Below are 24,240 nucleotides of genomic sequence, written 5' to 3' on the forward strand. Positions count from 1 at the left end.
AAAGCCGGCTGAAAGGGGTGACAGCAGTGCCTTCGGACATCAGACTCTGCTGATATCATACCACAGGATTAACCATATAAAAAAGTAACTATTGACTGTATAGATGGGAATAGGAATGAGGGGAATCCTCAGAGATATCCTTACCTCTATACCAAAAAAGAATAAGTCTGTAAGCTGTATTTTTCTTGCTTACAAACTTATTATACGAGGGGTGAATATATGGGAGTGGAAAAACAGGGGCACGTAGTATGCGTAGGCCAGGCGCTCGTAGATTGTATCACCAGGGGAATGGAAGAAAAGCCTTATAAGAAAAATGTGTACAGGGCAGAATCCATCACGTTGAACACGGGCGGAGACGCTTTAAATGAATCAATTGTCTTATCTCATCTGGGCCATCGGGTTAGTCTGATGTGTGGATTGGGAAAGGATATTCCAGGACAGATGATACTTCACACAGCTAAAGAAAATGGTGTCGATGTATCCTGTACCACAGTATCGGAAGAACTATCGACACCCATTGCCAATCTTATGGTACAAAAGGACGGCAATCGTCAGTCGGTCAACAGTCTTGCGGCTATGGCGACAGGATATGTTCCGGAAGAACGTGCTTTTGGCGGTGCCAAGGTGGTATCCTTTGCCAGCTTGTTCAGGGCACCGCTTGACAGAAAGGAGAATGTTCTTCGGTTAATGAAAGCTGCAAAAAAAGAGGGCGCAATTGTCTGTGCCGATACAAAAATGCCTATATACAGGAATATTTCTGGAGAAGACATTCGGGAAATTTTACCTTACATTGATTATATGTTTCCAAATGAAAATGAAGCCTATTATTATAGCCATATATTGACAGAGGAGGCATCAGGGGCCTCCGTTTTAGGGAAGAATGAGTTTGTTAGGAAAGCAGATATTTCCAGAGAAGGTCAAGAACAGGAGGAACAAACACTGTTCTTGGAGATGGGTAAAAAGTTTTGCCAACACGGTGTACAGAATGTTATCATTAAGACTGGTGAGAAAGGCTGTATTGCTGTCAATGAGAGTGGAAGCTTTCATGTGCCGGCCAGGAAAGTAAAGGCAGTAGATTCCACAGGTGCTGGGGATAATTTTGTGGCAGGCTTTATCCACGGAATTCTGAGTGATTGGGATTTAACACAATGCTGTGATTACGGTACACAATGCGCGGCTTTGTCTGTGCAATATGTAGGTGCAGTGACAGGAATCAGCAGACATGGAATTACATAGGGAATATAAGCACCTTATAAAATCAAATACAGCACCAACAAAAGGGCACTGACAACTACAAAGGGCTTCTGAATTTTATTTGCAATTTGATTTGCCTTTGGGTTGGAGACCCAAAACAATACCATGTAGATACAGGAACAAATCAACGCTGCAATAAGTACAATAGTTTTTAACATTTTATCTCCTCCGGATGTATAAGCTATTTCTTATTATAATCAATTCCAGGCAAGAAATCTATACCTGTTTTATATTCAGCTTCACTGCACTGATGAGCACTAATGGTTCTATTGCAAACAGGGGAGGCGGCGGATCCTTTGGGTATTTTTTCCAATTATGAAGTTTATCTTTAAGGAGAAAAAAGCATAAATCAAAGGGGGACAGTCCTTGTTGAAAAGGAGACTGTCCCCTTCGCGGATTTATACCATAAGGTGATAGATGTTTTCCACATCCTTTTGTGTCAGCTCCACAAATCCGCCCAATGTCCCGGTATTTACATTTCCGTAGCAGGCGGTATGTGCTAATTTCTCAATATCCTCTTCTTTCGCTCCCAGTTCGGCAAAGTTCTTTGGCATGCCGATAGAAATTAAAAACTGGCGTAGTGCTTCAATTCCTGCCAGAGCAGTTTCTTCCGGGTTTTCGAAGTTCATCTGGCATCCCCATACCCGGACAGCAGCCTGCGCGAAGCGCATTACGTTGTGCTTCAGGTTATACTTAAATACGGCCGGCATTACAACAGCCAGGCCGGCTCCGTGGGCACAATCGTATAGAGCAGACAGTTCATGTTCTATCTCATGGCTGGTCCAGTCCTGCGTTCTTCCGACACCGCAGGAATTATTGTGTGCCATCATACCTGCCCACATAATATTTGCACGGGCATCATAGTTGTCCGGATCCTTTATCGCTCTTGGGCCTTCATGAATCATGGTCAGCAGTAAGGCTTCAATCATTCTGTCAGTAACTTCGACTTCTGTTGTATTTGTCAGATATCTCTCATACAGATGAGCCATAATATCCGTAATGCCGCAGGCAGTCTGATAAGCTGGGAGAGTCTGTGCCAGGGCTGGGTTCATGATTGTAAATTTGGGTCTCAATCCCTCACCGGAAGCCCCACGTTTAAACATTCCCTCCTCTTTTGTGATGACGGAATCAGGAGAGCCTTCACTTCCGGCGGCAGAAATAGTGACAACCGTGCCCAAAGACAGCGCATTTTCTACGGGCTTCCCTTCGTAGTAATCCCAAAAATCGCCGTCGTATGGGACACCTGCTGCGATAGCCTTTGCGGAATCGATTGTACTGCCGCCGCCCACAGCTAAGATAAAATCGATCTTTTCATTCCTGCAAAGTTCAATTCCTTCATAAACCAGACCGCTTCTTGGATTTGGTTTTACCCCTCCGAGTTCAATATATGTCAGATGCTCTTTTTCCAGTGATTGTTTTACCCGGTCAAGTAATCCGGAACGGATGACAGAGCCTCCGCCGTAGTGTATTAAAACCTTGCTGCCACCAAACCGTTTCACATATTTTCCGGTTTCATTCTCAGTGCCCATCCCAAATGCAAAATACGTGGGGGCAAAAAATGTAAAATTATCCATGTACAGACCTCCTTTTTCATGTGTTAGTATACAGTATAATTCCTATCTGCAGAAAACACAAGATGGCAGATAAACAGTGTCACAGGCTGGAAAGGTTTTCTGTTAGATTTGCCGATAATGAATTATTGACGGAGATTACATAAAATGATACCATCAAGTTGAGAATATTCTGAAAATGGAGGCCAAAGGGGTCTGACCCCTTTTCGAAAAAGGTATGGAATTTAAACATGAGTTAATTGTACCAAGTGAGAATTTACCGTTTAAGATATTTGTTTTTGAAGGCAGAGAAGGCGGCTATTTCCGGGATGCACACTGGCACAGGTCTGTAGAGATATTTGCTGTGTTCGAGGGGGCTTTGACTTTTTATATTAACCGGGAAAAATACCCTCTGCATGCAGGGGAGTTTATACTAGTGAACCCTAATGAAATTCATTCTATAGATTCACCTGTGCCGAATCTGACTGTGGTGGTTCAGATACCCTTAAAGACCTTTGAGAACTACTATACAGGGGAACAGTTTATTAGCTTTACGCATGATGCACAAACCCAGGACAAAAAAGTGATGTCATTAATTTCCGACATTTATCACATATACACAGGGAAAAAATGCGGATATGATTTCAAAGTTCTAGGTCTGTTCTATGAGCTTTTATATCAGATGGTGACAAAGTACCGGGAGACAGAAGTAAGCTCGGACATGCTTAGGAAAAATCAAAGATTAAACCGTCTTTCTGTGATTACCTCTTATGTGAAGGAACATTACATGGACGAGCTTTCCCTGGAACGGCTGGGTGAGATATTCGGGTATTCTCCCGCTTATCTGTCCAGAATGTTTCAGAAATATGCGGGAATTAACTATAAATCTTACCTTCAGAGCATACGGGCGGAGTACGCTTTGAAGGAACTGCTAAACACAGAATACACAATAAGTGAGATTGCTCTGAACAATGGTTTTCCAAACAGTAAGGCGATGGGCAAGGCCTTTCGGAAAAAGTACGGTATGCTGCCCAGTGAATTTAGGAAAAAGACAAGAAAGTGACATTGTTTAGTTGAATATTTGGTCGAAGGATATACAATAAATTGGTAGAATATCCTTATAAGAATAAAAGCAATAAAAATTCGTAATTGTTTAGGAGGGAAGGCAATGGAAATTCAGAAGGTAACAGACTCTTCGTTTGGCAAATACGGTAAGGTTCTGGAAGAATATTCTGTCAGCAGAATTCTCAGAGAAATGGAGCATACCCCTTTGCCGGAAAAGGTTATTTATATGCCGGCGGTGGAGGAGTTGGAGGCCCTGCCGGAGGCAGAGGCTTTCAAAAAACGGGCGTTCGGTGGACTGCCAATTCAGATTGGATATTGCAATGGGGATAATCACAAGCTGAATGCGTTGGAGTACCACCGCTCGTCTGAGATTAATATTGCGGTGACGAATATGATTTTGTTGTTAGGGGCACAGCAGGATGTTCAGCCGGACTATACTTATGATACCTCTCTGGTGGAGGCGTTTCTAGTTCCTGCGGGAACGGTTGTGGAAATGTATGCGACAACGTTGCACTATGCTCCGTGCACGGCACAGCCGGGAGGATTTAGATGTGTTGTGATTTTGCCTGCCGATACAAACACAGAGCTGACATTTGTACCCGGGGAAAATGGAGAGGACAGGTTAATTGCAGCAAAGAATAAATGGCTGATTGCACATCGTGAAGCAGGCATTGAAGGGGCTTTCTGCGGGCTGAGGGGTGAAAACATAAGCTTAAGTTGAAGTCAAAGACTCCGCAGCAAGCTGATGGGGCATCAAACTTACAGTGTGGCAGGCTGCGGGGTATTTGACCCTCGCGGCAGTCGCCAAATGGAAATGCAAGCATTTCCGCTTGGTTTGTTGCCCGCGGGAATAAAAAGAAAGTGAGGAATAGAAAATGAACAATATGCCAGAATTAAAAATCGGAGTTGTGGCGGTCAGCAGAGACTGCTTTCCAGAAAGTCTTTCTGTGACACGCAGGGAAGCGCTTATGAAAGCTTACAGAGAAAAATATGGTGATGAAGAAGTTTACGAATGTCCAATCTGCATTGTAGAAAGTGAAATCCATATGGTGCAGGCTCTGGAGGACATAAAAAATGCTGGCTGCAACTCCCTTGTCGTTTATCTTGGTAATTTCGGACCGGAGATAGCAGAGACACTGCTTGCAAAACATTTTGACGGACCGAAGATGTTTATTGCGGCCGCAGAAGAGACAGGGAATAATCTGGTGCAGGGCCGGGGGGATGCATACTGTGGAATGCTCAATGCCAGCTATAATCTAAAGCTGCGCAATATTAAAGCATATATCCCGGAATATCCCGTGGGAACGGCAGAGGAATGTGCGGATATGATTCAGGAATTCAAACCGATTGCAAGGGCAGTCATAGGCTTGAGCAGCTTGAAAATTATCAGTTTCGGCCCCCGTCCTTTAAATTTTCTTGCATGTAATGCACCGATTCAGCAGCTTTACAACCTGGGAGTAGAAATCGAAGAAAACTCCGAGTTGGATTTATTCGAGGCGTACAACAAGCATGCCGGAGACGAAAGAATTCCTTGTGTTGTAAAGGAAATGGAGGCGGAACTGGGAGCAGGCAACAAAAAGCCGGAGATTCTCACAAAGCTGGCCCAGTATGAAATTACTCTGAAAGATTGGGTCAAGGAGCATAAAGGATACAGAAAATACGTTGCGATTGCAGGAAAATGCTGGCCGGCATTTCAGACCCAGTTCGGATTTGTACCATGCTATGTCAACAGCCGTCTGACCGCAGAAGGAATTCCAGTATCCTGCGAGGTGGATATTTACGGAGCCTTGAGCGAGTTTATCGGAACGGTTGTAAGTGAGGATACTGTAACACTGTTGGATATCAATAATACTGTACCTGCAGACATGTATAAAGAAGACATAGAAGGAAAGTTCAACTATACACAGAAAGACACTTTTATGGGCTTCCACTGTGGGAATACAGCTTCAGGAAAACTTTCCTTCTGTGAGATGAAGAACCAGATGATTATGGCGAGAACGCTGCCGGAAGAAGTAACACAGGGAACTCTTGAAGGAGATATTATACCCGGAGACATCACATTTTTCCGGCTGCAGAGCACGGCAGACTGTAAGCTGCGCGGATACATAGCCCAGGGCAAAGTACTCCCGGTGGCCACAAAATCTTTCGGCTCTATCGGCGTATTTGCCATACCCGAGATGGGAAGATTTTACCGCCATGTATTAATAGAGAGAAATTACCCCCATCATGGAGCGGTAGCCTTCGGAAATCACGGAAAAGCATTATTTGAAGTATTTAAGTATATTGGAGTTCCGGTAGAAGAAATAGGATATAACCAGCCGGCAGGGGTAAAATATCCGACAGAGAACCCGTGGAAGTAGACAGAATATTCTGAAAACGAAGCGCAAAAGGGTCAGACCCCTTTTAACGGAGGTGGATTATGTTATATATAGGAATTGATTTAGGCACATCAGCAGTGAAGCTTTTGTTAATGGATGAGAATGGAAAGATCTGCAATACTGTTTCGAAGGAATACCCGCTGTATTTCCCTCACCCGGGCTGGTCAGAACAAGATCCCCGGGACTGGTACAAGCAGACAATGGAAGGGATGAAAGAGCTGACGGCAGACTGCGACAAGTTCCGGATTGCAGGTATTAGCTTTGGCGGCCAGATGCATGGACTTGTGGTGCTGGATGAAAATGACGAGGTGATTCGTCCGGCTATTTTGTGGAATGACGGGCGTACCGGCAAGGAGACAGAATATCTGAATGATGTGATTGGAAAAGAGAAACTGTCTGCCTATACGGCAAATATTGCATTTGCCGGGTTTACGGCTCCGAAGCTTCTCTGGATGAGGGAAAATGAGCCGGAAAACTTTGAAAAAATCAGGAAAATCATGCTGCCGAAGGATTATCTTGCATATAAACTAAGTGGTGTATTCTGCACGGATTATTCTGATGCATCGGGGATGCTTCTGCTGGATGTGGAGCATAAATGCTGGTCAAAGGAAATGATGGAGATATGCGGTGTGGCACAGACACAGCTTCCTAAGTTATATGAAAGTTATGAAGTTGTGGGAAATATGAAGGCGGACGTGGCAGAAGCCTTTGGATTTGGAAAAGAGGTAAAGGTCATTGCGGGAGCCGGGGATAATGCGGCGGCAGCAGTCGGAACAGGGACTGTCGGGGACGGCATGTGCAACATTTCACTTGGAACATCCGGAACTATTTTCATCTCAAGCAAATCTTTTGGTGTGGACGCAAACAATGCCCTCCATTCTTTTGCACATGCAGATGGAAATTACCATTTGATGGGATGTATGTTGAGTGCAGCGTCCTGTAATAAGTGGTGGATGGACACAATTTTGCAGACAAAGGAATATGCTGCAGAGCAGGAACGTATTGTAAATTTGGGCCAAAACCAGGTGTTTTATCTTCCCTATCTGATGGGTGAACGCTCTCCCCACAATGATCCCAAGGCACGTGCTACCTTCATAGGCATGACTATGGACACGACAAGGGAAGAAATGACGCAGGCAGTCTTGGAAGGCGTGGCATTTGGCCTGAGGGATTCACTGGAAGTTGCCAGAAGCCTTGGTATTCAGATCGAGCGCACAAAAATATGCGGCGGCGGAGCAAAAAGTTCACTCTGGAAGAAGATTATTGCAAACGTGATGAATTTGAAAGTAGATGTTATTGAAAGTGAGGAAGGCCCGGGATACGGTGGCGCCATACTTGCTGCAGTTGGGTGCGGAGAATACACTTCGGTGGAAGAAGCGGCAGAGAAGCTCGTGAAGATTGTGGAAACTGTTGAGCCGGAGAAAGAACTGGTGGATAAGTATGAAGAAAGATACCAGAAGTTCAGAAAGATCTACCCTGCTGTAAAAGGATTGTTCAGGGAACTGGCAGAATAATTTTTTGAGATAGACATTAAAAATTAAAAGAGGGATAATAAAAAGGATGTGGAATATCGATTAAATCAACATTCCACATCCTTTGTGAACTCTGTTTTAAAAGGCACAGACCGGATTTGAACCGGTGATCAGGGTGTTGCAGACCCACGCCTTACCACTTGGCTACTGCGCCGTGTTTGAGAAAATTAATGGTGCATCTCACTCAAACAGCTCTTAAAGTATACCAAAAATATAGCCGACCGTCAATCATATTCGGCGAAATTTCCAGATACTTTTATTCTCCATTTTTATTCTCGCTCCGGCATCATTGGCAAAAATATTCTCCGACAGTTGAAAAATAAATGCAGCACCCTTATAATGAAGAAGTGAAAATAAGGGTCAGACCCTTTTGCGGACCATTTTCAGAATATTCAGAATACAGATGGGAGAAAATAATGGGCAAAAAGAAGAAACCCAAGAAAAGCGGTTCTTTTGGAGAGGTTTTATCTACAATTGTGTTAATTGTGTCGGTTTGTGTGCTTGTTGTTTCGGTATACCAACTGGTTATGATGCTGGCTCCGTATTATTCCGGGGGAAAGGAATACAATAAGGTGAAGGAGTTGGCAATTACGGGTGACGGCGATAATGATGGGTTTCAGATTGACTTTGATGAACTGTTGAAAATGAACCCGGACACCGTAGCTTGGCTCAGATTTGATGCACCCTCCGCCATCAGCTATCCCGTTGTGAAAAGTGCGGACAATGAGGAATACCTTACAAAAACATTTTCTGCCAATGACAATAAATTGGGAGCAATTTTTATGGATATGCGCAGCAGTTCAGACTTTTCAGATCAAAATACATTTATCTACGGGCACAACCTGCAGGTGGGCGGGGAGATGTTTTCCCAGTTGAACGAATATGCAAGTGAGGACTTTTGCAAAGAGCATCCATATTTTTACATATATACGCCAAATAAGGGAAAACTTACATATCAGGTTTTTGCGGCGGCGGTTGTCAATGACCAGTCGGAGAATTATAGGATTGAGTACCCCACAGAGCAGGAATTCGCTGATTACCTGGAGATGTGCAAAGGTTCATCCAATTATCAGACGGATGCAAAAGTGGATTCCGGTTCTAGGATAGTAAGTCTGTCCACCTGCACTAATGTAAATGAGGAAGACAGGTTCTTGCTGCAGGGTGTACTTGTAGAAGACTGAATATTCTGAAAACGGACCGCAAAAGGGTCAGTCCCCTTTGAGAAAAAGGAGGTGTCTATGGCAGATAGGTTTGATGTTGGGGATGTTATTCGTATGAAAAAGCCGCATCCATGCGGCAGTCACGAATGGGAAGTATTAAGAGTCGGTGCAGATTTCCGTCTGAAGTGTATAGGGTGCGGACATCAGATTATGGTTCCGCGCAAGTTAGTGGAGAAGAACACGAAAGAAATTCGAAAAAGGTCTTGATACGGACAGCTTCTTATGGTATTATAATTACTCGTGACGTACCCGCGGAATTCTAAGGTTCCCCGGATATTTAATTTTCCTTGTTCCCGTGAAAAAGCGGGGGCCAGAGACCATAAGGAGGTGCAAAAGACATGAACAAGTATGAGTTAGCTGTTGTTGTCAGTGCAAAAATCGAAGACGATGCCAGAGCAGAAGTTGTCGAGAAGGTGAAAGCGTTAATCACACGTTTCGGCGGCAATGTAACTGATGTCGATGAATGGGGTAAGAGAAGATTCGCTTACGAAATTCAGAAGATGAAAGAAGGATATTACTACTTCATCCACTTCGAATCTGAAAGCAATGTTCCCGGAGAAGTTGAACAGCGTATCCGTATTATGGACAATGTACTCAGATATTTATGCGTTAGACAGGAAGCATAGAGAAAGAGGTATATATGAATAAAGTGGTTTTGGTAGGACGTTTAACAAGAGACCCAGAAGTTAGATATTCACAAGGTGAGAATGCAACTGCCGTTGCAAGATATACACTAGCTGTTGACCGCAGGTTTAAGAGAGATAATGAGCCTACAGCGGATTTCATTCCGTGTGTTGTATTCGGCCGTTCAGGAGAATTTGCAGAGAAATATTTCCGTCAGGGAATGCGTGTTTCTATTTCAGGACGTATTCAAACCGGAAGCTACACGAATAAAGATGGTGTAAAGGTATATACAACAGAAGTAATTGTTGAGGAACAGGAATTTGCTGAGAGCAAAGCCGAAAGCGAAGCTAACAGAGGCTCTTTCCATCAGGCAGCACCCAGCCCTTCACCCAGTGTTGATGCAGGTGACGGCTTCATGAACATTCCGGACGGGATTGACGAAGAGTTACCGTTTAACTAGATTGTGAAATCTTTCTATAAATCATATAGGAGGTAAAAAAATGGCTTACGAAAAAGGAAGCAGACCAGAAGGCGGCTTCAAGAGAAGAGGCCCATCACGCAGAAGAAAAAAAGTATGTGTATTCTGCGGCAAAGAGAACAATGAGATTGATTATAAAGATGTGGCGAAGCTGAGAAAGTATGTCTCTGAGAGAGGCAAGATTCTTCCCAGAAGAATCACAGGAAACTGTGCAAAGCATCAGAGAGCTCTTACAGTAGCAATTAAGAGATCACGTCATATCGCTTTAATGCCTTACGTTCAAGATTAATTAAAAGAAAGACTGGTTTTTCGGTATATTCCGGAAATTCAGTCTTTTTTTAATGCCGAAATTTTATGAAGTAAAAGAAATAAGAGGAAAAAAAGATGTCTTCAATATTAATCAAAATAAAAAGCAAATATCCTCAAATGAATGATGCAATGAAACGCATTGCAGATTATGTATTAAATAATCCAAATGACGTTGTTTTTGAAAAAGCAAGTACCTTCGCTGAAAAAAGTAATGTTAGTCCAGCGTCTGTAAGTAGATTTGTAAAATTGGTAGGCTATAAAAGTTTTAATGATTTTCAGTTAAGCTTTGTAGCTGCACAAAGCAGGGCGGAAATAAACGATGAGGATAGTCTGGCTTATAATGGTATGAAAGTGGGAGAGACAACTCAGGAAATATGTCAAGTGATTTTTAGCAGAAGTGAAAGAGTATTAAATGAGACATTAGGAATACTTGATACTGAGACTATGGAATCTATTGCGAATTATATAGATAAGGCAAAGCGTATTGTAGCAATAGGCGTCGGCCGTTCGAAAATCACTACACAAGCTTTAGTTTCAAGGCTTTATAGGATTGGTTACAATATTGTGGAATACAGTGATTCACATGAGATTGTCAATATAACATCTATTATGCAGCCTGGGGATTTATTAATCGCATGCAGTAATTTTGGAAAAAGTAAATCTGTTGTTGAAGGTGCAAGGCGAGCAAAAGAAAATGGAGTCACAGTTGTTGGAATTACGAGCGTTGTTGATTCTCCGCTGGCAAATTCAGCGGATTATCTTCTGCTTAGTGCATATGATTATGCCTCAGACAAAATGGGAAAGTTGTTTGAGCCCTCAAGCGAAAACGTAGCACAATTAGTTTTGGTTGACTGTCTATACATGCTGGTTGCAACAAAGCATGAAAAGGAGAATCTAAATAGATATAAGCGGTTCTCAAAGGAAATAGTAAAAGAGCATGTAAAATAAAGGGGGCATACTATGAATAGATTACTTAACCGGCCAGAAGAGTCTATGAATGAGATGATAGATGGCTATATTCAATGTTATCCAGATAAATATGAAAGATTGGATGGTTATAAGGTGATCTTGAGAAAAAATCTTGAGGATAAAGTCTCAGTTATTATCGGGGCAGGCGGCGGGAACGAACCCTGGCCAATTGGATATGTAGGGGAGGGGATGGCTGATGCTTGTGCATGTGGGGATGTGTTTACTGCACCTGCAGCGAGAGCTATTTTAAATACTCTTAGAAGTGTACCTAATAAAGATGGAGTGCTGTGTGTTGCCACAAACCATGCCGGTGATGTTTTAAATTTTGAATTAGTAGCGGAATTAGCAGAAATGGAAGGAATTAAAACAAGACGTGTTTATGTGGCGGATGACATTACTTCGGCAGATTTGACTGAAAAGAGAGAACGCCGGGGTATTGCGGGGGTATCTTTGGTTCTGAAGATTGCGGCAGCGGCAGCAAAGACCGGGCTGACCCTCGACGAAGTGGCTGAAGTAGCACAAAAGGTCAGCGATAATACATATACCTGTAGTGTTACTACATCGCCGGCCTATGTTTTGGAAACAGGCAAACCAGCTTATGACCTACCGGAAGGGAAAACTGAGTATGGCATGGGATTTAATGGAGAGATGGGGATTGAGAGAACAGATATCAGTTCAGCCGATAAGATTGCAGAAAAAATAATAAACATGATTATTGAAGACGCAAATTTGAAAAAGGATGATGAGGTTATATATTTTTTAAACCCTTTCATGGCAACCACCTTTATAGAATCCTATATTATTGCCGGAAAATGCTTAAAAATATTTGCTGACAGAGGAATTAAAGTGTATGCAAGCCATGTTGACACAATGTTTGCCACACAAGGGGCCGGTGGATTTTCGGTGACAATTTTAAAAGTAAATGAAAAAATAAAAGAGTATTATAACAAACCAGTAAATTCACCATCGTTTCGGTACTGGGAACAGGGGGAACGGAAATGATTAATAGTATTAACAGCGGTCAGTGTAAAGAAATGATACTCTATATAGCTGATAAAATTATTGAAAGCGAGCCTTACCTGACAGAAATCGACTCAAAGATAGGCGATGGAGATCATGGGACGGGGATGAAAAGAGGGTTTAGTGCCGTAAAGAAGGAGCTGCCGGCATATATGCCTAAAGACCCGGAAGATGTTTTGAAGGAGACAGGAACAATCTTGCTTGATTCCATGGGGGGAGCATCTGGGGTGCTGTTTGGAACAGTTTTTATTAGCGGCATCACAAAGAGAAGAAGTAAAGGTACTTTGAATCTCAATGATTTTGCAGAGATTTTCAGGACTTCGCTTACTTCATTAAAGCAGCGGGGGAAGGCTTCCGTCGGGGATAAGACCATGGTAGATGCCTATGAACCAGCAGTTATTGCTCTGGAAAAGGCTGTCCAAGAAGGCAAGACATTAGTACATGGTTTTAGCGAAGCCGCAAAGGCGGCGCAAGATGGTGTTCAATATACAAAGACAGTAAAGGCCAGATTTGGCAGGGCAAAGTACTTTGGCGGGAAAGCCATAGGCTTGCAGGATGCCGGAGCAACATCTATTTGGATTATTTTTCGTTCAATGAGTGAATGGATAAGCAAAGAGAAAGAAGAGGCTGCTTTATGATTGCAACAATAACGCTGAACCCATGTATTGACCGAACTGTAGAAATAGAGAAGTTCCTTTATGGCGGAACAAATAATGTCCTAAATACCAGGGACGATATTTCAGGTAAAGGAATAAATGTCAATAGTGTACTGCAGCATCTTGGCATAGAAAATTTATCAACAGGGTTTAATTATAAAGAAGACGCAGCAAAACTCACTGATTTTTTAAAAAAGTTGGGATGTTCCTTTAAGCATGTAGAGGTAAATGGAGAACTAAGAACAAACATCAAAATTTTCGATACTGAAAAATCTGTTATGAGTGAATTTAATGAAAAGGGACATGCCGTTCCAAAGGAGCATGTTGACGGCTTTCTAAGACTACTGGAGGAGGAGATGGATAAAATCGACGTTTTGGTAGTTGACGGCTCAGTACCGCCGGGAATATCGGCAGATATATACAAGGAAATTATATCTATGGCAAATCAAAAAGCTGTAAAAACTATTCTGGATGCATCAGGTGATCTCCTAAAGTTTGGCATAGATGCAAAACCATTTCTTATCAAGCCAAATGTAGACGAATTAGAGTATACCTTTAACCGCAAGATAGAAAATGAAGAAGAAATTCTAAAAACTGCGAAAGACATTGTAAGCAGCGGGATAAAATATGTTTGTGTTTCCAGGGGGAGCAAAGGAGCAGTCTTTGTTTCAGACAAAGCAAGTTATATCGTAGATCCTGTAAAAGTTGATGTTAAAGGTGTCCAAGGTGCCGGAGACTCAATGGTAGCCGGATTTTGCTATGCAATCGTTAACGGGCTGCCGGAAATAGAGATTATTAGGCATGGTGTGGCTTGTGCCACAGGTTCTCTTATCCATAGTGGAACAAAGCTATGCAGAAAAAAAGATATGGAATACTTTTTACCGCAGATTAAAATACATAAGTTGTAAAGGAGGAGAACTATGTTGATTCGTTCAACAAAAGCGATGCTGGAAAAAGCAAAAGCCGGGAAATATGCCGTCGCTGCATTTAATGCTGAAAATATGGAAATGGTTCAGGCGATTGTTGAAGCGGCTGAGGAATTGAAGGCTCCAGTAATAATTCAAACAACATCAGGTACTTTAAAGTATGCAACACCAGAATTGTATTACAGCATGGCAGCGGCAGCTGCACAAAAAAGTGAAATTCCGGTTGCCATCCATTTAGATCATGGTGACAGCTATGAAAGAGCAGCTGAATGAAAAATTATAAGTTTTTCGAGGTTATTGCAAATCAATTAATTTTTAGTCAAGGAGCGTAGCTCCTGACATTTGGAGTAAAGAATGGATAGTTGCCCACATTTGTGAGGGTACTATCCATTTTTTGTAGACATTTCAAATGTATGTTGCTTTAATGTTATACGCAGATTTTGTGTAGCCTACAATAGAATATTATGCTATTATTTATAAATAGGAAATTCCCAAACACATCTGGCAAAGAAAGGAAATAACATAAATTATGCTGAAATTGGCAGAAATACGGAAATCATATAAGACATTTGACTATACACAGACTGCACTGGACGGGATATCGGTGACGTTTCGTGATAATGAATTTGCGGCCGTTTTAGGACCCTCCGGATCTGGAAAGACCACCATGCTCAATATCATAGGAGGGTTGGATCACTATGATTCGGGGGATCTGGAAATCGATGGTATATCCACAAAGGAATACAAATCCTCTGACTGGGATACCTACAGAAACAATCGTATTGGCTTTGTATTTCAGAGCTATAATCTGATTCCCCATCAGTCAATCCTTTCAAATGTTGAGTTGGCTCTAACTTTAAGCGGAGTATCTCCGTCGGAGCGAAAAGAACGTGCAAAAGAGGCACTGGAAGAGGTCGGACTGGGAGATCATATAAGAAAGCTGCCAAATCAGCTCAGCGGCGGCCAGATGCAGCGGGTGGCAATTGCCAGAGCGCTGATCAATGATCCGGAGATTCTGCTGGCAGATGAGCCTACCGGTGCGCTGGATACAAGTACCAGTGAGCAGGTGATGAATCTTCTGAAGAGAATTGCCAAAGACAGACTTGTTATTATGGTTACTCATAATAGCGAGCTTGCGGATGATTATGCGACAAGAATTATTCAACTGAAAGATGGACAAATCATATCAGACACGAATCCCCTGGATGCGTCTGAGGAAAAGCAGCGTGCCGGCCGTGCACCCCGCAAAGTGAGCATGTCCTTTCTTACAGCAATTTCGTTGTCACTGAGCAATCTCATGACAAAAAAGGGACGTACCTTTGTGACAGCCCTGGCAGGCTCCATAGGCATTATCGGAATTGCCGCTATCCTCGCCCTGGCAAGTGGAATCGATTCATATATTGCAGGGGTGGAGCAAGAGACCATGAGTATATATCCGCTGACAATTCAGGGCTCAGGAATTGATTTCTCTGGTTTTTTTGCCGATTCCGGTGAAAATGCGATGGGCGCTAGGTCTGCAGATGGCAAGTCTGAATCCGGCGGCATCAAAGAGCAAAAGATTACGGAAACTTTGTTTAACCATCAAAATAAGAATGACCTGAAATCACTGAAGTCTTATATTGAAACGAACGGACGCAAGATAAATCCTTATGTGAAAAATATTCAATATTCCTACAATGTGACTCCACAGATTTATCTTGCCGATACGTCAGAGAATGTGGACCAGATCAATCCGGATTCGATTCTGGGCTCTTATGGTCTGGGTGCAAACAATGCTTTAAGTGCATTTATGGGCTCGGGCAGTTCTATGGGCATGAATGTTTTTAATGAGATGCCGGGTGACATCAAGATGTTTGAGGAACAATATGTGGTCGATGCCGGCCGCTGGCCTGAAAGTTATGACGAGGCCGTTATTGTTTTAATGCCTGATGGAAGTGTGTCTGACTATGTGCTTTACACTCTTGGACTCAGGAATCGAACTGAGCTGGAAGAGGTAATGGATAAATTTGTTAATAATCCTGATGCAGAGGTTAAATTAAAGAAAGAGAAAAGATCCTTTAATTATGAGGATTTAATGTCAGCAAAGCTGAAAGTTATCTCTGCGGCCGACAAATATGCATATGATAAGGAGCATAGTATCTGGGTGGATAAATCCGATAATAGCCAATATATGAGTGAGCTTGTCAATAAGGGCCTGGATTTGAAGATTGTCGGTGTTGTACAGGCTGACCCGGATGCAAAAGCTACGTCACTTTCTCCGGGTGTCAATTACACGCCTGAGCTTACTGGCTATCTCATGAAAGAGGCAGCTGATAAGGAGATTATTAAGAAACAGATTGCAAATCCGGCGGTAAATGTTTTGACAGGAAAAAGCTTTGCAGAAGAGAAAAAAGGAAAGGCAACTTCAAAGTTTGATTTCGCAGATTTGTTTTCCATCGATGAAAATGCCATTAGAAATGCCTTTAACATGGATCCTTCCCAGATTAACCTTGATTTGTCAGGGCTGGGTGATATTTCCATTAATACAGATGAGATGGAGCCGCCTTCTTTTGATATTAACGAGGTGACAGAATCGATTGCAGGAGAAGTTAATATCCCCTCTGATGAACTTACAGCTATTATGACCGGTGTAATGCAAGGTTTTCTGGCGGAGGAAGCAGAAGCAGGCGCTGTGGATCCGAATCAGATGGCAGAAGATTTGGCAGCTTATTTGGCACGTCCTGATGTACAGGGAACAATGACCGCCCAGTTAAATGACCTGCTCGCGGCCACCCAGATTGACACTAAGCTGGCGGAGATCCTCAGAACCTATATGGAAACAACAATGCAGAGCTATATAGCCCAAATGATGGATTCGGTTCAGGCTCAGCTTCAGGTTCAGCTCCAGGATCAGATACAAAATGCCCTGAGTCAGCTGCCGGCACAGATGCAAAATGCCATCAGCATAGATCAAAATGCTTTTGCCCAGGCTTTTAAACTCAAGATGTCAGAGGATGAAATACTTGAGTTTCTAAAAGCCCTTATGAATCCTGAAGAGAGCACATATGAAAGCAATCTGTCTGTTCTGGGATATGCCGATCCGGGGAATCCAACACAGATAAACATCTATCCGCTGGACTTCAATTCAAAAGATGATGTGAAGAACTTCCTTGAGAATTATAATGACCAGATGGAGAAGGAAGGAGAAAAAGATAAGGTCGTGCGGTACACAGATCTTGTGGGCACCCTGATGACTTCGGTGACGGATATCGTTGATACAATCAGCTATGCGCTTATTGCCTTTGTTGCCATATCTCTGGTTGTTTCCTCTATCATGATTGGTGTAATTACCTATATATCTGTGCTGGAACGAAAAAAGGAGATCGGAATCCTCCGTGCGCTCGGAGCAAGTAAGCGGGATGTCAGACGGGTATTTAATGCGGAAACTTTGATTATCGGTCTTGTGGCCGGAGTCCTGGGCGTTGCTGCCACATATCTCATCAGCATCCCGGCAAATATAATTGTCTATAACAAGCTTGGGATTGAGAGGATTGCACAGCTGCCGGTAACCGCAGCCCTCATTTTGACTGGTATAAGTATGTTTTTAGCTTTTATTTCTGGATTATTTCCATCTTCCGCGGCGGCCCGGAAAGATCCGGTGGAGGCATTGCGCAGCGAATGATGAACAGATTTTTGCTAGACGAATAGGAGATGCAGTATGTTGTTTTTTAGTGCAAGGCGAAAAGAAAAAAACGAAAGTATTAGTAAAATTCCTTTGATTCTTGATAAACTTTGGTCGGAAGAGGGGCTTCAGGAGGAGCAGTGGAAGCTTCAGCAGGAGAATTATCAGACATTGTTGACACGACAACGGAAAAGTGAGGTCGTTATAGAAAATATTCTGGAGGTTCTGGACGAGTACAAGACGATTCTGGAAGAACAGAATTCTGCAAGAAGCAAGGAAAAAGTATTGGTGGGCTATATATCTGCATATGATGGGAGCCTGCACCAGCTGGAACGTATGTTTCGAAACATAGAGGGCAAAGAGGGTGAATGGGTGAAGCAGCTTGAGGGAATAAAAAAACAGTTGCGTGACAACATGGAAAAATCGGAATTGAAGATCATCAAAGAGCAGGATATAACGGTCGACTTTAATCTACATGAGGTGGTCGGTATCTGTGATACAGAACAAAAAGAAAAAGATGGTCAGGTTTGTGAGGTTATTATTCCCGGCATAATTTTTGAGGGGAATGTGGTAAACAAAGCTAAGGTTACAGCCTACCAGTACAAAGGAGAGGAGAACGCAGGATGAAAAGAGTAATTGGCATTGATTTGGGAACTTCAACTTCAGAAGCAGCTGTTATGCTCGACGGGGTGCCTTTTATTATTCCAAATGAGAGGCAAAATGCAATCACACCTTCAGTTATTGGCAGGAAAGAAGGGCGTTTTATTGCCGGCGAAGAGGCAGATGAGCGCAAGCTCCTGTATCCACAGGACACGTCGGTGGAGGTTAAGCGCCTGATGGGGAGCGGAGAACGGATTAGGCTGTCAAACAAGTTTTATACCCCGGAAGAACTTTCCGCTAAACTGCTTGTTCACATAAAGGCCTATGCTGAAACTTATTTAAAAGAACCGGTTGACAGCGCGGTTATCACTGTTCCGGCATATTTTAATAATGAGCAGAGAAAGGCTACTATTGAAGCGGGAAGACAGGCAGGACTTTCTGTAGAGCGGATTATCAATGAGCCGACCGCAGCCGCCCTGTGCTATGGAATCGAACATATAGCCGAGGAAAGCAGAATACTGGTATACGATTTTGGCGGCGGCACGTTCGATGTGACCGTGCTGGAAATGTTCGATGGGGTTTTGGAAGTGAAAGCCAGCAGCGGGAATAATGAGCTGGGAGGAAAGGAGTTTGACCAGCGTCTGATTGATTATCTGCTCTATGAAGCGAGAGAAAAATACCAGGTGGATTTAAGCAAGGATATTTATGCAATGGTGAAATTGCGTGAAGCGGCAATTAAGTGTAAAATAGCTTTAAGCAGTCAGAAGGAATATAAGATTACCCTCCCGATGATCGCTGTATCCGGCGAAACACCAGTGACTCTGGAGGAAACCATCACGGCCGGTATGTTTGAGGAGATGACTGCGGATTTGGTCGAACTGACAAGAAAGCCGATAGAAACTGCATTGTCCGACAGTGGCTATACAGAGTCTGATATTGATCTTATACTGCTGACCGGCGGTACAACCAGAATTCCATATATCGGCAGATATGTAGAGGAACTCCTGGGCAGAAAACCGGAGAAACTGATAGATCCTGATCTGGCTGTTGCTATGGGGGCGGCGGTGCAGGCGGCTGCGTTAAGCGGTGAATTGGATCCCCAGAAAGACATTATGATTACAGATGTGGCACCTTATGCACTTGGAATCAGGGTAATGACGGATATGTACGGTATTCCGTTTGATAATTACATGGACATACTAATTCCACGCAACACAACAATACCGGTCACAAAAACAAAGCGATACAGTACAGCAGCAGATAATCAGAGAGAAGCTATTGTGGAGGTATATCAGGGTGAAAAGGAATTTGCCACAGAGAATGTGTCTCTGGGTGAGTTTTGCATTGGAGAGTTTCCCCGGGCGAGAGCCGGAAAAGAAAAAATAGATGTGGAGTTCTCCTATGACCTCAACGGAATCCTTGTGGTTACGGCAGTGGTAGTTTCAACCGGAGAAAAGGCTCATGTTTCCATCGATATGAAGGAGGCAAAAGAGCCGGAGTACATTGATATAAGCGAATGGAGCCGGGCGCCTATGGCCCGGAAATTCCGGGCTACTGTCCGAAAGGCGGAAAAATGGCTGGCTGAGCAGGAATATACACCGGATAGTATTGAGTTGGAAGAGATTCTGACGGCATTAAAAGAGGCCATTGTTCTCGGCCGCGATGTGGATGAAGCGGAGGACATTGAAGCAGAATTACTTGGGCTGCTGGATAGATAAATTTGTATTTTGCGGAAAATACCGTTTAGAGGAGGCATTTTATGGATCCATTTAAAGTACTGCACCTTGAAGCCGGTGCAGATAAACAGGCGGTGAAGAGAGCGTATTTTAGACTTATAAGGCAGTACCGCCCAGAAGAAGAGCCGGAAAAGTTCAAGGAAATCAGAGAAGCATACGAATACCTGCAAGAGGACTCCAATCTGGTCACCGCTCAAAAAATTACACAGATTCCCACAGAATTCAGGCATCCATATAATCAGGTTTTGGAATGGATAAAGAAGGAAGAGTATGATAAGGCCATTGCCCTCTGTGAAAGGGTACTGGATATTGTAGAAATTATGGAGTTCCGTATTTTACTGGGAAAGGCGTATATTTTAAACGATAATTCCGGCAAAGCAGTGAAGTTGTGGGAGGGACTCTGCCAAAAAGACAGTGAAAACATAGAATATATGGAACAGCTGGGAAAGGCATACTGGGCAAGAGGCTGGAATAATAAGGCCTTTCAGATATACTGTACATTATATGAGAAAGGGGTAAAGAATCTTTCTTTTTATGATAACTTTATGGACATTGCCGCTTTCCAGGAAAGTACAGAGCTGGTCTGCCGGATAAGTTTAGATGTATTTGAATATTATAGGAGTCTGGAAAACCATGCCCGTGAAGATGCGGAATCCATGAGCAGTATTCTGTGGACAATTTCAGAATACGTGCAGGCCAGGGACTATGAGTGGCTGCTTGGTCATTCGGATGAGATATTTGACATTATGACGGAAACACCGCTGGAATTCAGTATATATGAGGATACAATAATGGGAATGTGCACTGCCCTGTCTGAGATTCTTGAAGTGGATGAGGCGGCAGGTCCGGTATTTTTTAAGTATGGAGAATATGTTGTATCGAATGAAAATAATATTTCAGAGCGTGGAGAGCTGCCGCTGACTATTATAAAAGCAAATATGGAAAAAATAAAAATAGAGAAAGATCCTCTGATTCACGAAATAATTAAGGAGGCCTCAAATCTGTGGTATGGGCTGCTGACCGAAAAAGCGGCCGTCCGAAACACCGCAGATCCGGAAATATCCCTGATAAAGGAGCTGCTTGGGACAGGCATTGGTGATGGAGCTGTTTATGATACACTTCTCTATATGGTAAATGATCTTAAAAATATTCTGCCGGGGCTGCAGCGTGTGAAGAAGGAATACCCAGTGCTTAGACAGGCGATGGGAGAATTCTTGGAAGAGATGTTAAATTGCAGTAGTCAGCAATATCTCTTTAACAAGTATGAGAAGAAATACAAAAAGCTCATGGGGTATCCTTCCGGAGCAAGACTAATGCTTAGTTCGGCCGGTGAAGATGATTATGATGCATATGAAAATGGAACGTACCGAAGAGAAGAGGCAAAGATAGGGAGAAATGATCCATGCCCCTGCGGCAGTGGTAAAAAATATAAGAAGTGCTGTGGAAGAAATATTGTATAAAATCTAGTACAAGCGGACATCCTCTGTAGACGTTTTATGAGAAGAAGTGTAGAATGATATTAAAATAACAATCTGAAGGAGGATATGAAGGATATGGCTGATTTATTTAATTTAGCGGGAAAAGTGGCAGTGGTGACAGGAGCAAGCTCGGGTCTTGGAGCAGATGCGGCACTTGCTTATGCGGAAGCCGGGGCAGATGTAGCATTACTTGCAAGAAGAGTGGAGAAGCTGGAAGCTGTAAAGGCTGAGATTGAAAAGACAGGCAGAAAAGCAATAGCGGCAGCCTGCGATGTCACCGACGAGGAAAGCGTGAAAGCGGCTATTGCACAGGTTATGGAAACTTTTGGCCACATTGACATCCTGCTGAATAATGCCGGAATAGCGGTAAGAGGCGGTGTAGACAGTATGACGGTAGAAGACTGGGATAAATCTTTTGACACAAATGTCAAGGGGATTTTCCTTGTGAGCAAGTATGTGGTTCCGCACATGAAGGAAAAAGGCTATGGAAAGATTGTCAACGTTGCGTCCATCAACGCGGTTATTGCGGACAAGGCGGATGTGTTTATCAGGCATTCTTATAATGCATCCAAGTCTGCAGTTCTGGGCCTGACAAAAGGCATGGCGGCATCTTATGCAAGGTATGGAATTACTGTAAATGCTGTTGGCCCCGGACTTTTTGAAAGCGAGATGACAAGCGGCACCCTGTTTAAATCCGATGAATTTCTGAAGTCTTACAATTATACAAACCCAGCAGGACGTCCTGGCAGGCAGGGGGAATTAAACGGAACAATTCTTTATTTCTCCAGTGATGCTTCCAGCTATGTGCAGGGACAGTTTGTTATTGTTGACGGGGGAAGCGCGATTGTATAATTGCAGTCTTTTTACGCAATATGAATTGGAGAAAGAGCGTGAATATGAAAGCTGCAAAAAAGTTTTTTAACCATAAAAAACCGGGCATGAAGGGCCTCCTGCTATTGTTAATAATAATTTCAATTATTTCATTTATACTATGTCTTGGACTTGGATCTGTTTTTGTAACCCCGGAGAATGTCGCAAAAATTCTGTTGAGCAGAATTCCTGTAATTGGGGATAACATATCCCGGACATGGACACAGGTAGATGAAAATATTATCATCGGCCTCAGATTGCCCCGGGTCTGTATGGGTCTGCTTGTAGGCGCATCTTTATCCGTAATTGGTGTAACTATGCAGGCACTGGTACGGAACCACCTTGCCGATCCGTTTATCCTTGGTGTATCCTCAGGTGCAACGGCAGCGGCTACGCTTGGAATGCTATTTGGTGTATTTTCCTTTCTGGGAAGGTATTCTTTGTCAATCAGTGCGTTCATTGGTTCAGCCTTTACTATAGTTATCGTATATTCGCTATCAAGGGTAAATGGCCGAATTAATATAACATATCTACTTTTGTCCGGGGTTGCAATTTCCATGATTATGGATGGAGCGACGAGGGTTATAACCTTAAGTGCTCCCAACGCGCTGGGGCTTCACAATGCTACATTCTGGATGTCGGGAAGCCTCGCAGGGGCAAAATGGGGATATTTGACGCTGCCCCTTGTAGTACTGCTGGTCTGTATGGCAGTCCTTATGGTAAACTATCGGGGATTAAACCTTCTGCTTTTAGGGGAAGAAAGTGCAGGCACACTGGGGATAAACGTCAGACGGCTACAAAAGCTTTTGGTGCTTGTGGCTTCACTCATGTCCGGGGTCACAGTTGCGGTAAGCGGGACAATCGGCTTTGTCGGTTTGATGGTTCCACATTTTACCCGTCTGCTTGTGGGAGGAGACCACAGAAAGGTACTGCCGGTATCGGCACTGCTGGGAGGCATACTGGTAGTGTGGGTGGATGTAGCGGCAAGATTACTGATTGCGCCAGAGGAGTTGCCTGTAGGAATTTTGACCGCTATAATAGGGGGTCCTGTGTTTATATTTCTCTTAAAGCAAAAAAGCAGATAAAATTAGTAGCAGCAACATAGAAACAGGAGTAAACTTATGCAGCTGAAAATAGATAACATGACCTTTTCTTATGGGGAGAAAGAAACAATTAAAGATATATCCCTTCATGTAAATGAAGGAGAGTTTGTTGGATTGATAGGGCCTAACGGCAGCGGAAAATCGACTCTACTAAAAAATATCTGCCGTGCTCTTACTCCTGATGCGGGGATGGCTGTACTAGACGGAGAAAATATTCTTTCTATGAATCATAAAAGACTGGCGCTGAAAATAGGTGCTGTCGGCCAGGAAAACGAAGTCCCTTTTGATTTTACTGTAGAAGAAATTGTAGCCATGGGGCGGACCCCTCACAAGAAGCTTTTTGAGATTGACAATGAATATGACAAATATATGACGAATCACGCACTTGAACATGTGGGTATGGCTCATATGGCAAAGCGTAGTTACCGGAGCCTTTCCGGCGGAGAGAAGCAGAGAGTCGTTATCGCACGGGTTATTGCTCAGGAAAGTGAATTTCTCATTCTGGATGAACCTACAAATCACTTGGATATCAGTTACCAGATGCAGGTCTTTGATTTTGTTAAACGCTTGCAGATAACGGTTCTATCCGCTATTCATGACCTCAATATGGCAGCTTTGTACTGTGACCGCATTTATGTACTCAAAGCCGGGAAAATCGTGCTGCATGGAACTCCGGAAGAGGTTCTTACCCCGGAAAACATACTTGATATATATGGGGTCCATTGTGATACCATCGTTCATCCCATTACCGGGAAGGTGTCAATTACCTTCCTGCCAGAGGGGATTTACGCCCAAACAAAAAGATAGCCAG

The 24,240-nt window shown here is 43.2% G+C and carries 24 protein-coding genes and 1 tRNA gene; 22 read left to right on the forward strand and 3 right to left on the reverse strand.

The genetic code is table 11. The features are described from left to right. The first annotated feature begins 219 nt into the window (after positions 1 to 219). Positions 220 to 1,236, forward strand: a complete 1,017-nt coding sequence (locus EDD59_RS04005; RefSeq protein WP_132379149.1) for a carbohydrate kinase family protein — start codon at positions 220 to 222, stop codon at positions 1,234 to 1,236. 14 nt (positions 1,237 to 1,250) lie between these two features. Here the strand turns inward: EDD59_RS04005 and EDD59_RS17700 are convergent, their stop codons facing one another. After that, a complete protein-coding gene (locus tag EDD59_RS17700; protein WP_165920855.1) occupies positions 1,251 to 1,412 on the reverse strand; it encodes a hypothetical protein in 162 nt (53 codons plus the stop codon). A 240-nt stretch (positions 1,413 to 1,652) separates the two neighbouring features. After that, positions 1,653 to 2,828 carry an iron-containing alcohol dehydrogenase gene (locus EDD59_RS04010; protein ID WP_132379151.1) on the reverse strand — a complete coding sequence of 392 codons (1,176 nt, stop codon included), beginning with the start codon at positions 2,826 to 2,828 and terminating at the stop codon, positions 1,653 to 1,655. 214 nt (positions 2,829 to 3,042) lie between these two features. Between EDD59_RS04010 and EDD59_RS04015 the strand changes: the two genes are divergently transcribed. The 4 genes from EDD59_RS04015 (at position 3,043) to xylB (ending at position 7,761) form a co-directional block, all read left to right on the forward strand. Beyond that, positions 3,043 to 3,867, forward strand: coding sequence for an AraC family transcriptional regulator (locus EDD59_RS04015; RefSeq protein WP_132379153.1), 825 nt, complete (start codon positions 3,043 to 3,045; stop codon positions 3,865 to 3,867). A 105-nt stretch (positions 3,868 to 3,972) separates the two neighbouring features. Further along, the gene (locus EDD59_RS04020) at positions 3,973 to 4,590 is read left to right on the forward strand and encodes a DUF4867 family protein (RefSeq protein ID WP_132379155.1); all 618 of its coding nucleotides are present in this window, start codon (positions 3,973 to 3,975) and stop codon (positions 4,588 to 4,590) included. Between the two features lie 154 nt (positions 4,591 to 4,744). Further along, entirely contained in the window at positions 4,745 to 6,229 is a 1,485-nt protein-coding gene (locus EDD59_RS04025; protein ID WP_132379157.1) for an L-fucose/L-arabinose isomerase family protein, read from the forward strand. A gap of 59 nt (positions 6,230 to 6,288) precedes the next feature. Next, positions 6,289 to 7,761: a xylulokinase gene (gene xylB / locus EDD59_RS04030; protein WP_132379159.1), complete on the forward strand. Its 1,473-nt coding sequence runs from the start codon at positions 6,289 to 6,291 to the stop codon at positions 7,759 to 7,761. 101 nt (positions 7,762 to 7,862) lie between these two features. On the opposite strand, the gene EDD59_RS04035 is transcribed toward xylB, so the two are convergent. Further along, a tRNA-Cys gene (locus EDD59_RS04035) sits at positions 7,863 to 7,933 on the reverse strand. A 262-nt stretch (positions 7,934 to 8,195) separates the two neighbouring features. Here EDD59_RS04035 and srtB point away from each other — a divergent pair. From srtB to EDD59_RS04115, 17 genes are all read left to right on the forward strand, one after another. Beyond that, positions 8,196 to 8,960, forward strand: coding sequence for a class B sortase (srtB, locus tag EDD59_RS04040; RefSeq protein ID WP_132379161.1), 765 nt, complete (start codon positions 8,196 to 8,198; stop codon positions 8,958 to 8,960). 57 nt (positions 8,961 to 9,017) lie between these two features. Continuing rightward, on the forward strand, positions 9,018 to 9,206 hold the full coding sequence (locus EDD59_RS04045; protein ID WP_132379163.1) for a DUF951 domain-containing protein: 189 nt from the start codon (positions 9,018 to 9,020) through the stop codon (positions 9,204 to 9,206). A gap of 131 nt (positions 9,207 to 9,337) precedes the next feature. Then, positions 9,338 to 9,625, forward strand: a complete 288-nt coding sequence (gene rpsF, locus EDD59_RS04050; RefSeq protein ID WP_132379165.1) for a 30S ribosomal protein S6 — start codon at positions 9,338 to 9,340, stop codon at positions 9,623 to 9,625. 14 nt (positions 9,626 to 9,639) lie between these two features. Continuing rightward, a complete protein-coding gene (locus EDD59_RS04055; RefSeq protein ID WP_132379167.1) occupies positions 9,640 to 10,083 on the forward strand; it encodes a single-stranded DNA-binding protein in 444 nt (147 codons plus the stop codon). Positions 10,084 to 10,123: 40 nt separating this feature from the next. Further along, positions 10,124 to 10,390, forward strand: coding sequence for a 30S ribosomal protein S18 (rpsR, locus tag EDD59_RS04060; RefSeq protein ID WP_132379169.1), 267 nt, complete (start codon positions 10,124 to 10,126; stop codon positions 10,388 to 10,390). 95 nt (positions 10,391 to 10,485) lie between these two features. Continuing rightward, positions 10,486 to 11,358: a MurR/RpiR family transcriptional regulator gene (locus tag EDD59_RS04065; protein WP_132379171.1), complete on the forward strand. Its 873-nt coding sequence runs from the start codon at positions 10,486 to 10,488 to the stop codon at positions 11,356 to 11,358. A 12-nt stretch (positions 11,359 to 11,370) separates the two neighbouring features. Beyond that, complete coding sequence (locus EDD59_RS17705; protein WP_165920856.1) at positions 11,371 to 12,381, forward strand: dihydroxyacetone kinase subunit DhaK; 1,011 nt, start codon at positions 11,371 to 11,373, stop codon at positions 12,379 to 12,381. After that, positions 12,378 to 13,037, forward strand: a complete 660-nt coding sequence (gene dhaL, locus EDD59_RS17710) for a dihydroxyacetone kinase subunit DhaL (RefSeq protein ID WP_243117341.1) — start codon at positions 12,378 to 12,380, stop codon at positions 13,035 to 13,037. Before EDD59_RS17705 ends, dhaL begins: the two co-directional genes overlap by 4 nt. Beyond that, positions 13,034 to 13,963 carry a 1-phosphofructokinase gene (pfkB, locus tag EDD59_RS04075; RefSeq protein WP_132379173.1) on the forward strand — a complete coding sequence of 310 codons (930 nt, stop codon included), beginning with the start codon at positions 13,034 to 13,036 and terminating at the stop codon, positions 13,961 to 13,963. The genes dhaL and pfkB overlap by 4 nt, the downstream gene beginning before the upstream one ends. Positions 13,964 to 13,975: 12 nt before the next feature. After that, entirely contained in the window at positions 13,976 to 14,254 is a 279-nt protein-coding gene (locus EDD59_RS04080) for a class II fructose-bisphosphate aldolase (protein WP_132379175.1), read from the forward strand. A 256-nt stretch (positions 14,255 to 14,510) separates the two neighbouring features. Continuing rightward, on the forward strand, positions 14,511 to 17,642 hold the full coding sequence (locus tag EDD59_RS04085) for an ABC transporter ATP-binding protein/permease (protein ID WP_132379177.1): 3,132 nt from the start codon (positions 14,511 to 14,513) through the stop codon (positions 17,640 to 17,642). A gap of 36 nt (positions 17,643 to 17,678) precedes the next feature. Next, entirely contained in the window at positions 17,679 to 18,269 is a 591-nt protein-coding gene (gene grpE, locus EDD59_RS04090; protein ID WP_132379179.1) for a nucleotide exchange factor GrpE, read from the forward strand. Beyond that, positions 18,266 to 19,960, forward strand: a complete 1,695-nt coding sequence (locus EDD59_RS04095) for an Hsp70 family protein (RefSeq protein WP_132379181.1) — start codon at positions 18,266 to 18,268, stop codon at positions 19,958 to 19,960. Before grpE ends, EDD59_RS04095 begins: the two co-directional genes overlap by 4 nt. Positions 19,961 to 20,001: 41 nt before the next feature. Next, positions 20,002 to 21,438, forward strand: a complete 1,437-nt coding sequence (locus tag EDD59_RS18275; protein ID WP_279233325.1) for a J domain-containing protein — start codon at positions 20,002 to 20,004, stop codon at positions 21,436 to 21,438. Between the two features lie 93 nt (positions 21,439 to 21,531). After that, positions 21,532 to 22,308 (forward strand): SDR family NAD(P)-dependent oxidoreductase, encoded by a 777-nt coding sequence (locus EDD59_RS04105; protein ID WP_132379183.1) that lies wholly within the window; start codon positions 21,532 to 21,534, stop codon positions 22,306 to 22,308. Between the two features lie 44 nt (positions 22,309 to 22,352). Beyond that, on the forward strand, positions 22,353 to 23,411 hold the full coding sequence (locus tag EDD59_RS04110; protein WP_207670372.1) for a FecCD family ABC transporter permease: 1,059 nt from the start codon (positions 22,353 to 22,355) through the stop codon (positions 23,409 to 23,411). A gap of 36 nt (positions 23,412 to 23,447) precedes the next feature. Continuing rightward, positions 23,448 to 24,236: an ABC transporter ATP-binding protein gene (locus EDD59_RS04115; protein WP_132379185.1), complete on the forward strand. Its 789-nt coding sequence runs from the start codon at positions 23,448 to 23,450 to the stop codon at positions 24,234 to 24,236. The last annotated feature ends 4 nt before the right edge of the window (positions 24,237 to 24,240 follow it).

This window comes from Muricomes intestini (assembly GCF_004346165.1).
In the GTDB taxonomy this organism is placed as follows: Bacteria; Bacillota; Clostridia; order Lachnospirales; family Lachnospiraceae; genus Muricomes; species Muricomes intestini.

Excerpts from the sequence above, each read along its gene's own strand:
- EDD59_RS04005 (WP_132379149.1), top strand. The coding sequence starts at position 220 with ATGGGAGTGGAAAAACAGGGGCACGTAGTATGCGTAGGCCAGGCGCTC.
- EDD59_RS17700 (WP_165920855.1), bottom strand. The coding sequence starts at position 1,412 with ATGTTAAAAACTATTGTACTTATTGCAGCGTTGATTTGTTCCTGTATC.
- EDD59_RS04010 (WP_132379151.1), bottom strand. The coding sequence starts at position 2,828 with ATGGATAATTTTACATTTTTTGCCCCCACGTATTTTGCATTTGGGATG.
- EDD59_RS04015 (WP_132379153.1), top strand. The coding sequence starts at position 3,043 with ATGGAATTTAAACATGAGTTAATTGTACCAAGTGAGAATTTACCGTTT.
- EDD59_RS04020 (WP_132379155.1), top strand. The coding sequence starts at position 3,973 with ATGGAAATTCAGAAGGTAACAGACTCTTCGTTTGGCAAATACGGTAAG.
- EDD59_RS04025 (WP_132379157.1), top strand. The coding sequence starts at position 4,745 with ATGAACAATATGCCAGAATTAAAAATCGGAGTTGTGGCGGTCAGCAGA.
- xylB (WP_132379159.1), top strand. The coding sequence starts at position 6,289 with ATGTTATATATAGGAATTGATTTAGGCACATCAGCAGTGAAGCTTTTG.
- srtB (WP_132379161.1), top strand. The coding sequence starts at position 8,196 with ATGGGCAAAAAGAAGAAACCCAAGAAAAGCGGTTCTTTTGGAGAGGTT.
- EDD59_RS04045 (WP_132379163.1), top strand. The coding sequence starts at position 9,018 with ATGGCAGATAGGTTTGATGTTGGGGATGTTATTCGTATGAAAAAGCCG.
- rpsF (WP_132379165.1), top strand. The coding sequence starts at position 9,338 with ATGAACAAGTATGAGTTAGCTGTTGTTGTCAGTGCAAAAATCGAAGAC.
- EDD59_RS04055 (WP_132379167.1), top strand. The coding sequence starts at position 9,640 with ATGAATAAAGTGGTTTTGGTAGGACGTTTAACAAGAGACCCAGAAGTT.
- rpsR (WP_132379169.1), top strand. The coding sequence starts at position 10,124 with ATGGCTTACGAAAAAGGAAGCAGACCAGAAGGCGGCTTCAAGAGAAGA.
- EDD59_RS04065 (WP_132379171.1), top strand. The coding sequence starts at position 10,486 with ATGTCTTCAATATTAATCAAAATAAAAAGCAAATATCCTCAAATGAAT.
- EDD59_RS17705 (WP_165920856.1), top strand. The coding sequence starts at position 11,371 with ATGAATAGATTACTTAACCGGCCAGAAGAGTCTATGAATGAGATGATA.
- dhaL (WP_243117341.1), top strand. The coding sequence starts at position 12,378 with ATGATTAATAGTATTAACAGCGGTCAGTGTAAAGAAATGATACTCTAT.
- pfkB (WP_132379173.1), top strand. The coding sequence starts at position 13,034 with ATGATTGCAACAATAACGCTGAACCCATGTATTGACCGAACTGTAGAA.
- EDD59_RS04080 (WP_132379175.1), top strand. The coding sequence starts at position 13,976 with ATGTTGATTCGTTCAACAAAAGCGATGCTGGAAAAAGCAAAAGCCGGG.
- EDD59_RS04085 (WP_132379177.1), top strand. The coding sequence starts at position 14,511 with ATGCTGAAATTGGCAGAAATACGGAAATCATATAAGACATTTGACTAT.
- grpE (WP_132379179.1), top strand. The coding sequence starts at position 17,679 with ATGTTGTTTTTTAGTGCAAGGCGAAAAGAAAAAAACGAAAGTATTAGT.
- EDD59_RS04095 (WP_132379181.1), top strand. The coding sequence starts at position 18,266 with ATGAAAAGAGTAATTGGCATTGATTTGGGAACTTCAACTTCAGAAGCA.
- EDD59_RS18275 (WP_279233325.1), top strand. The coding sequence starts at position 20,002 with ATGGATCCATTTAAAGTACTGCACCTTGAAGCCGGTGCAGATAAACAG.
- EDD59_RS04105 (WP_132379183.1), top strand. The coding sequence starts at position 21,532 with ATGGCTGATTTATTTAATTTAGCGGGAAAAGTGGCAGTGGTGACAGGA.
- EDD59_RS04110 (WP_207670372.1), top strand. The coding sequence starts at position 22,353 with ATGAAAGCTGCAAAAAAGTTTTTTAACCATAAAAAACCGGGCATGAAG.
- EDD59_RS04115 (WP_132379185.1), top strand. The coding sequence starts at position 23,448 with ATGCAGCTGAAAATAGATAACATGACCTTTTCTTATGGGGAGAAAGAA.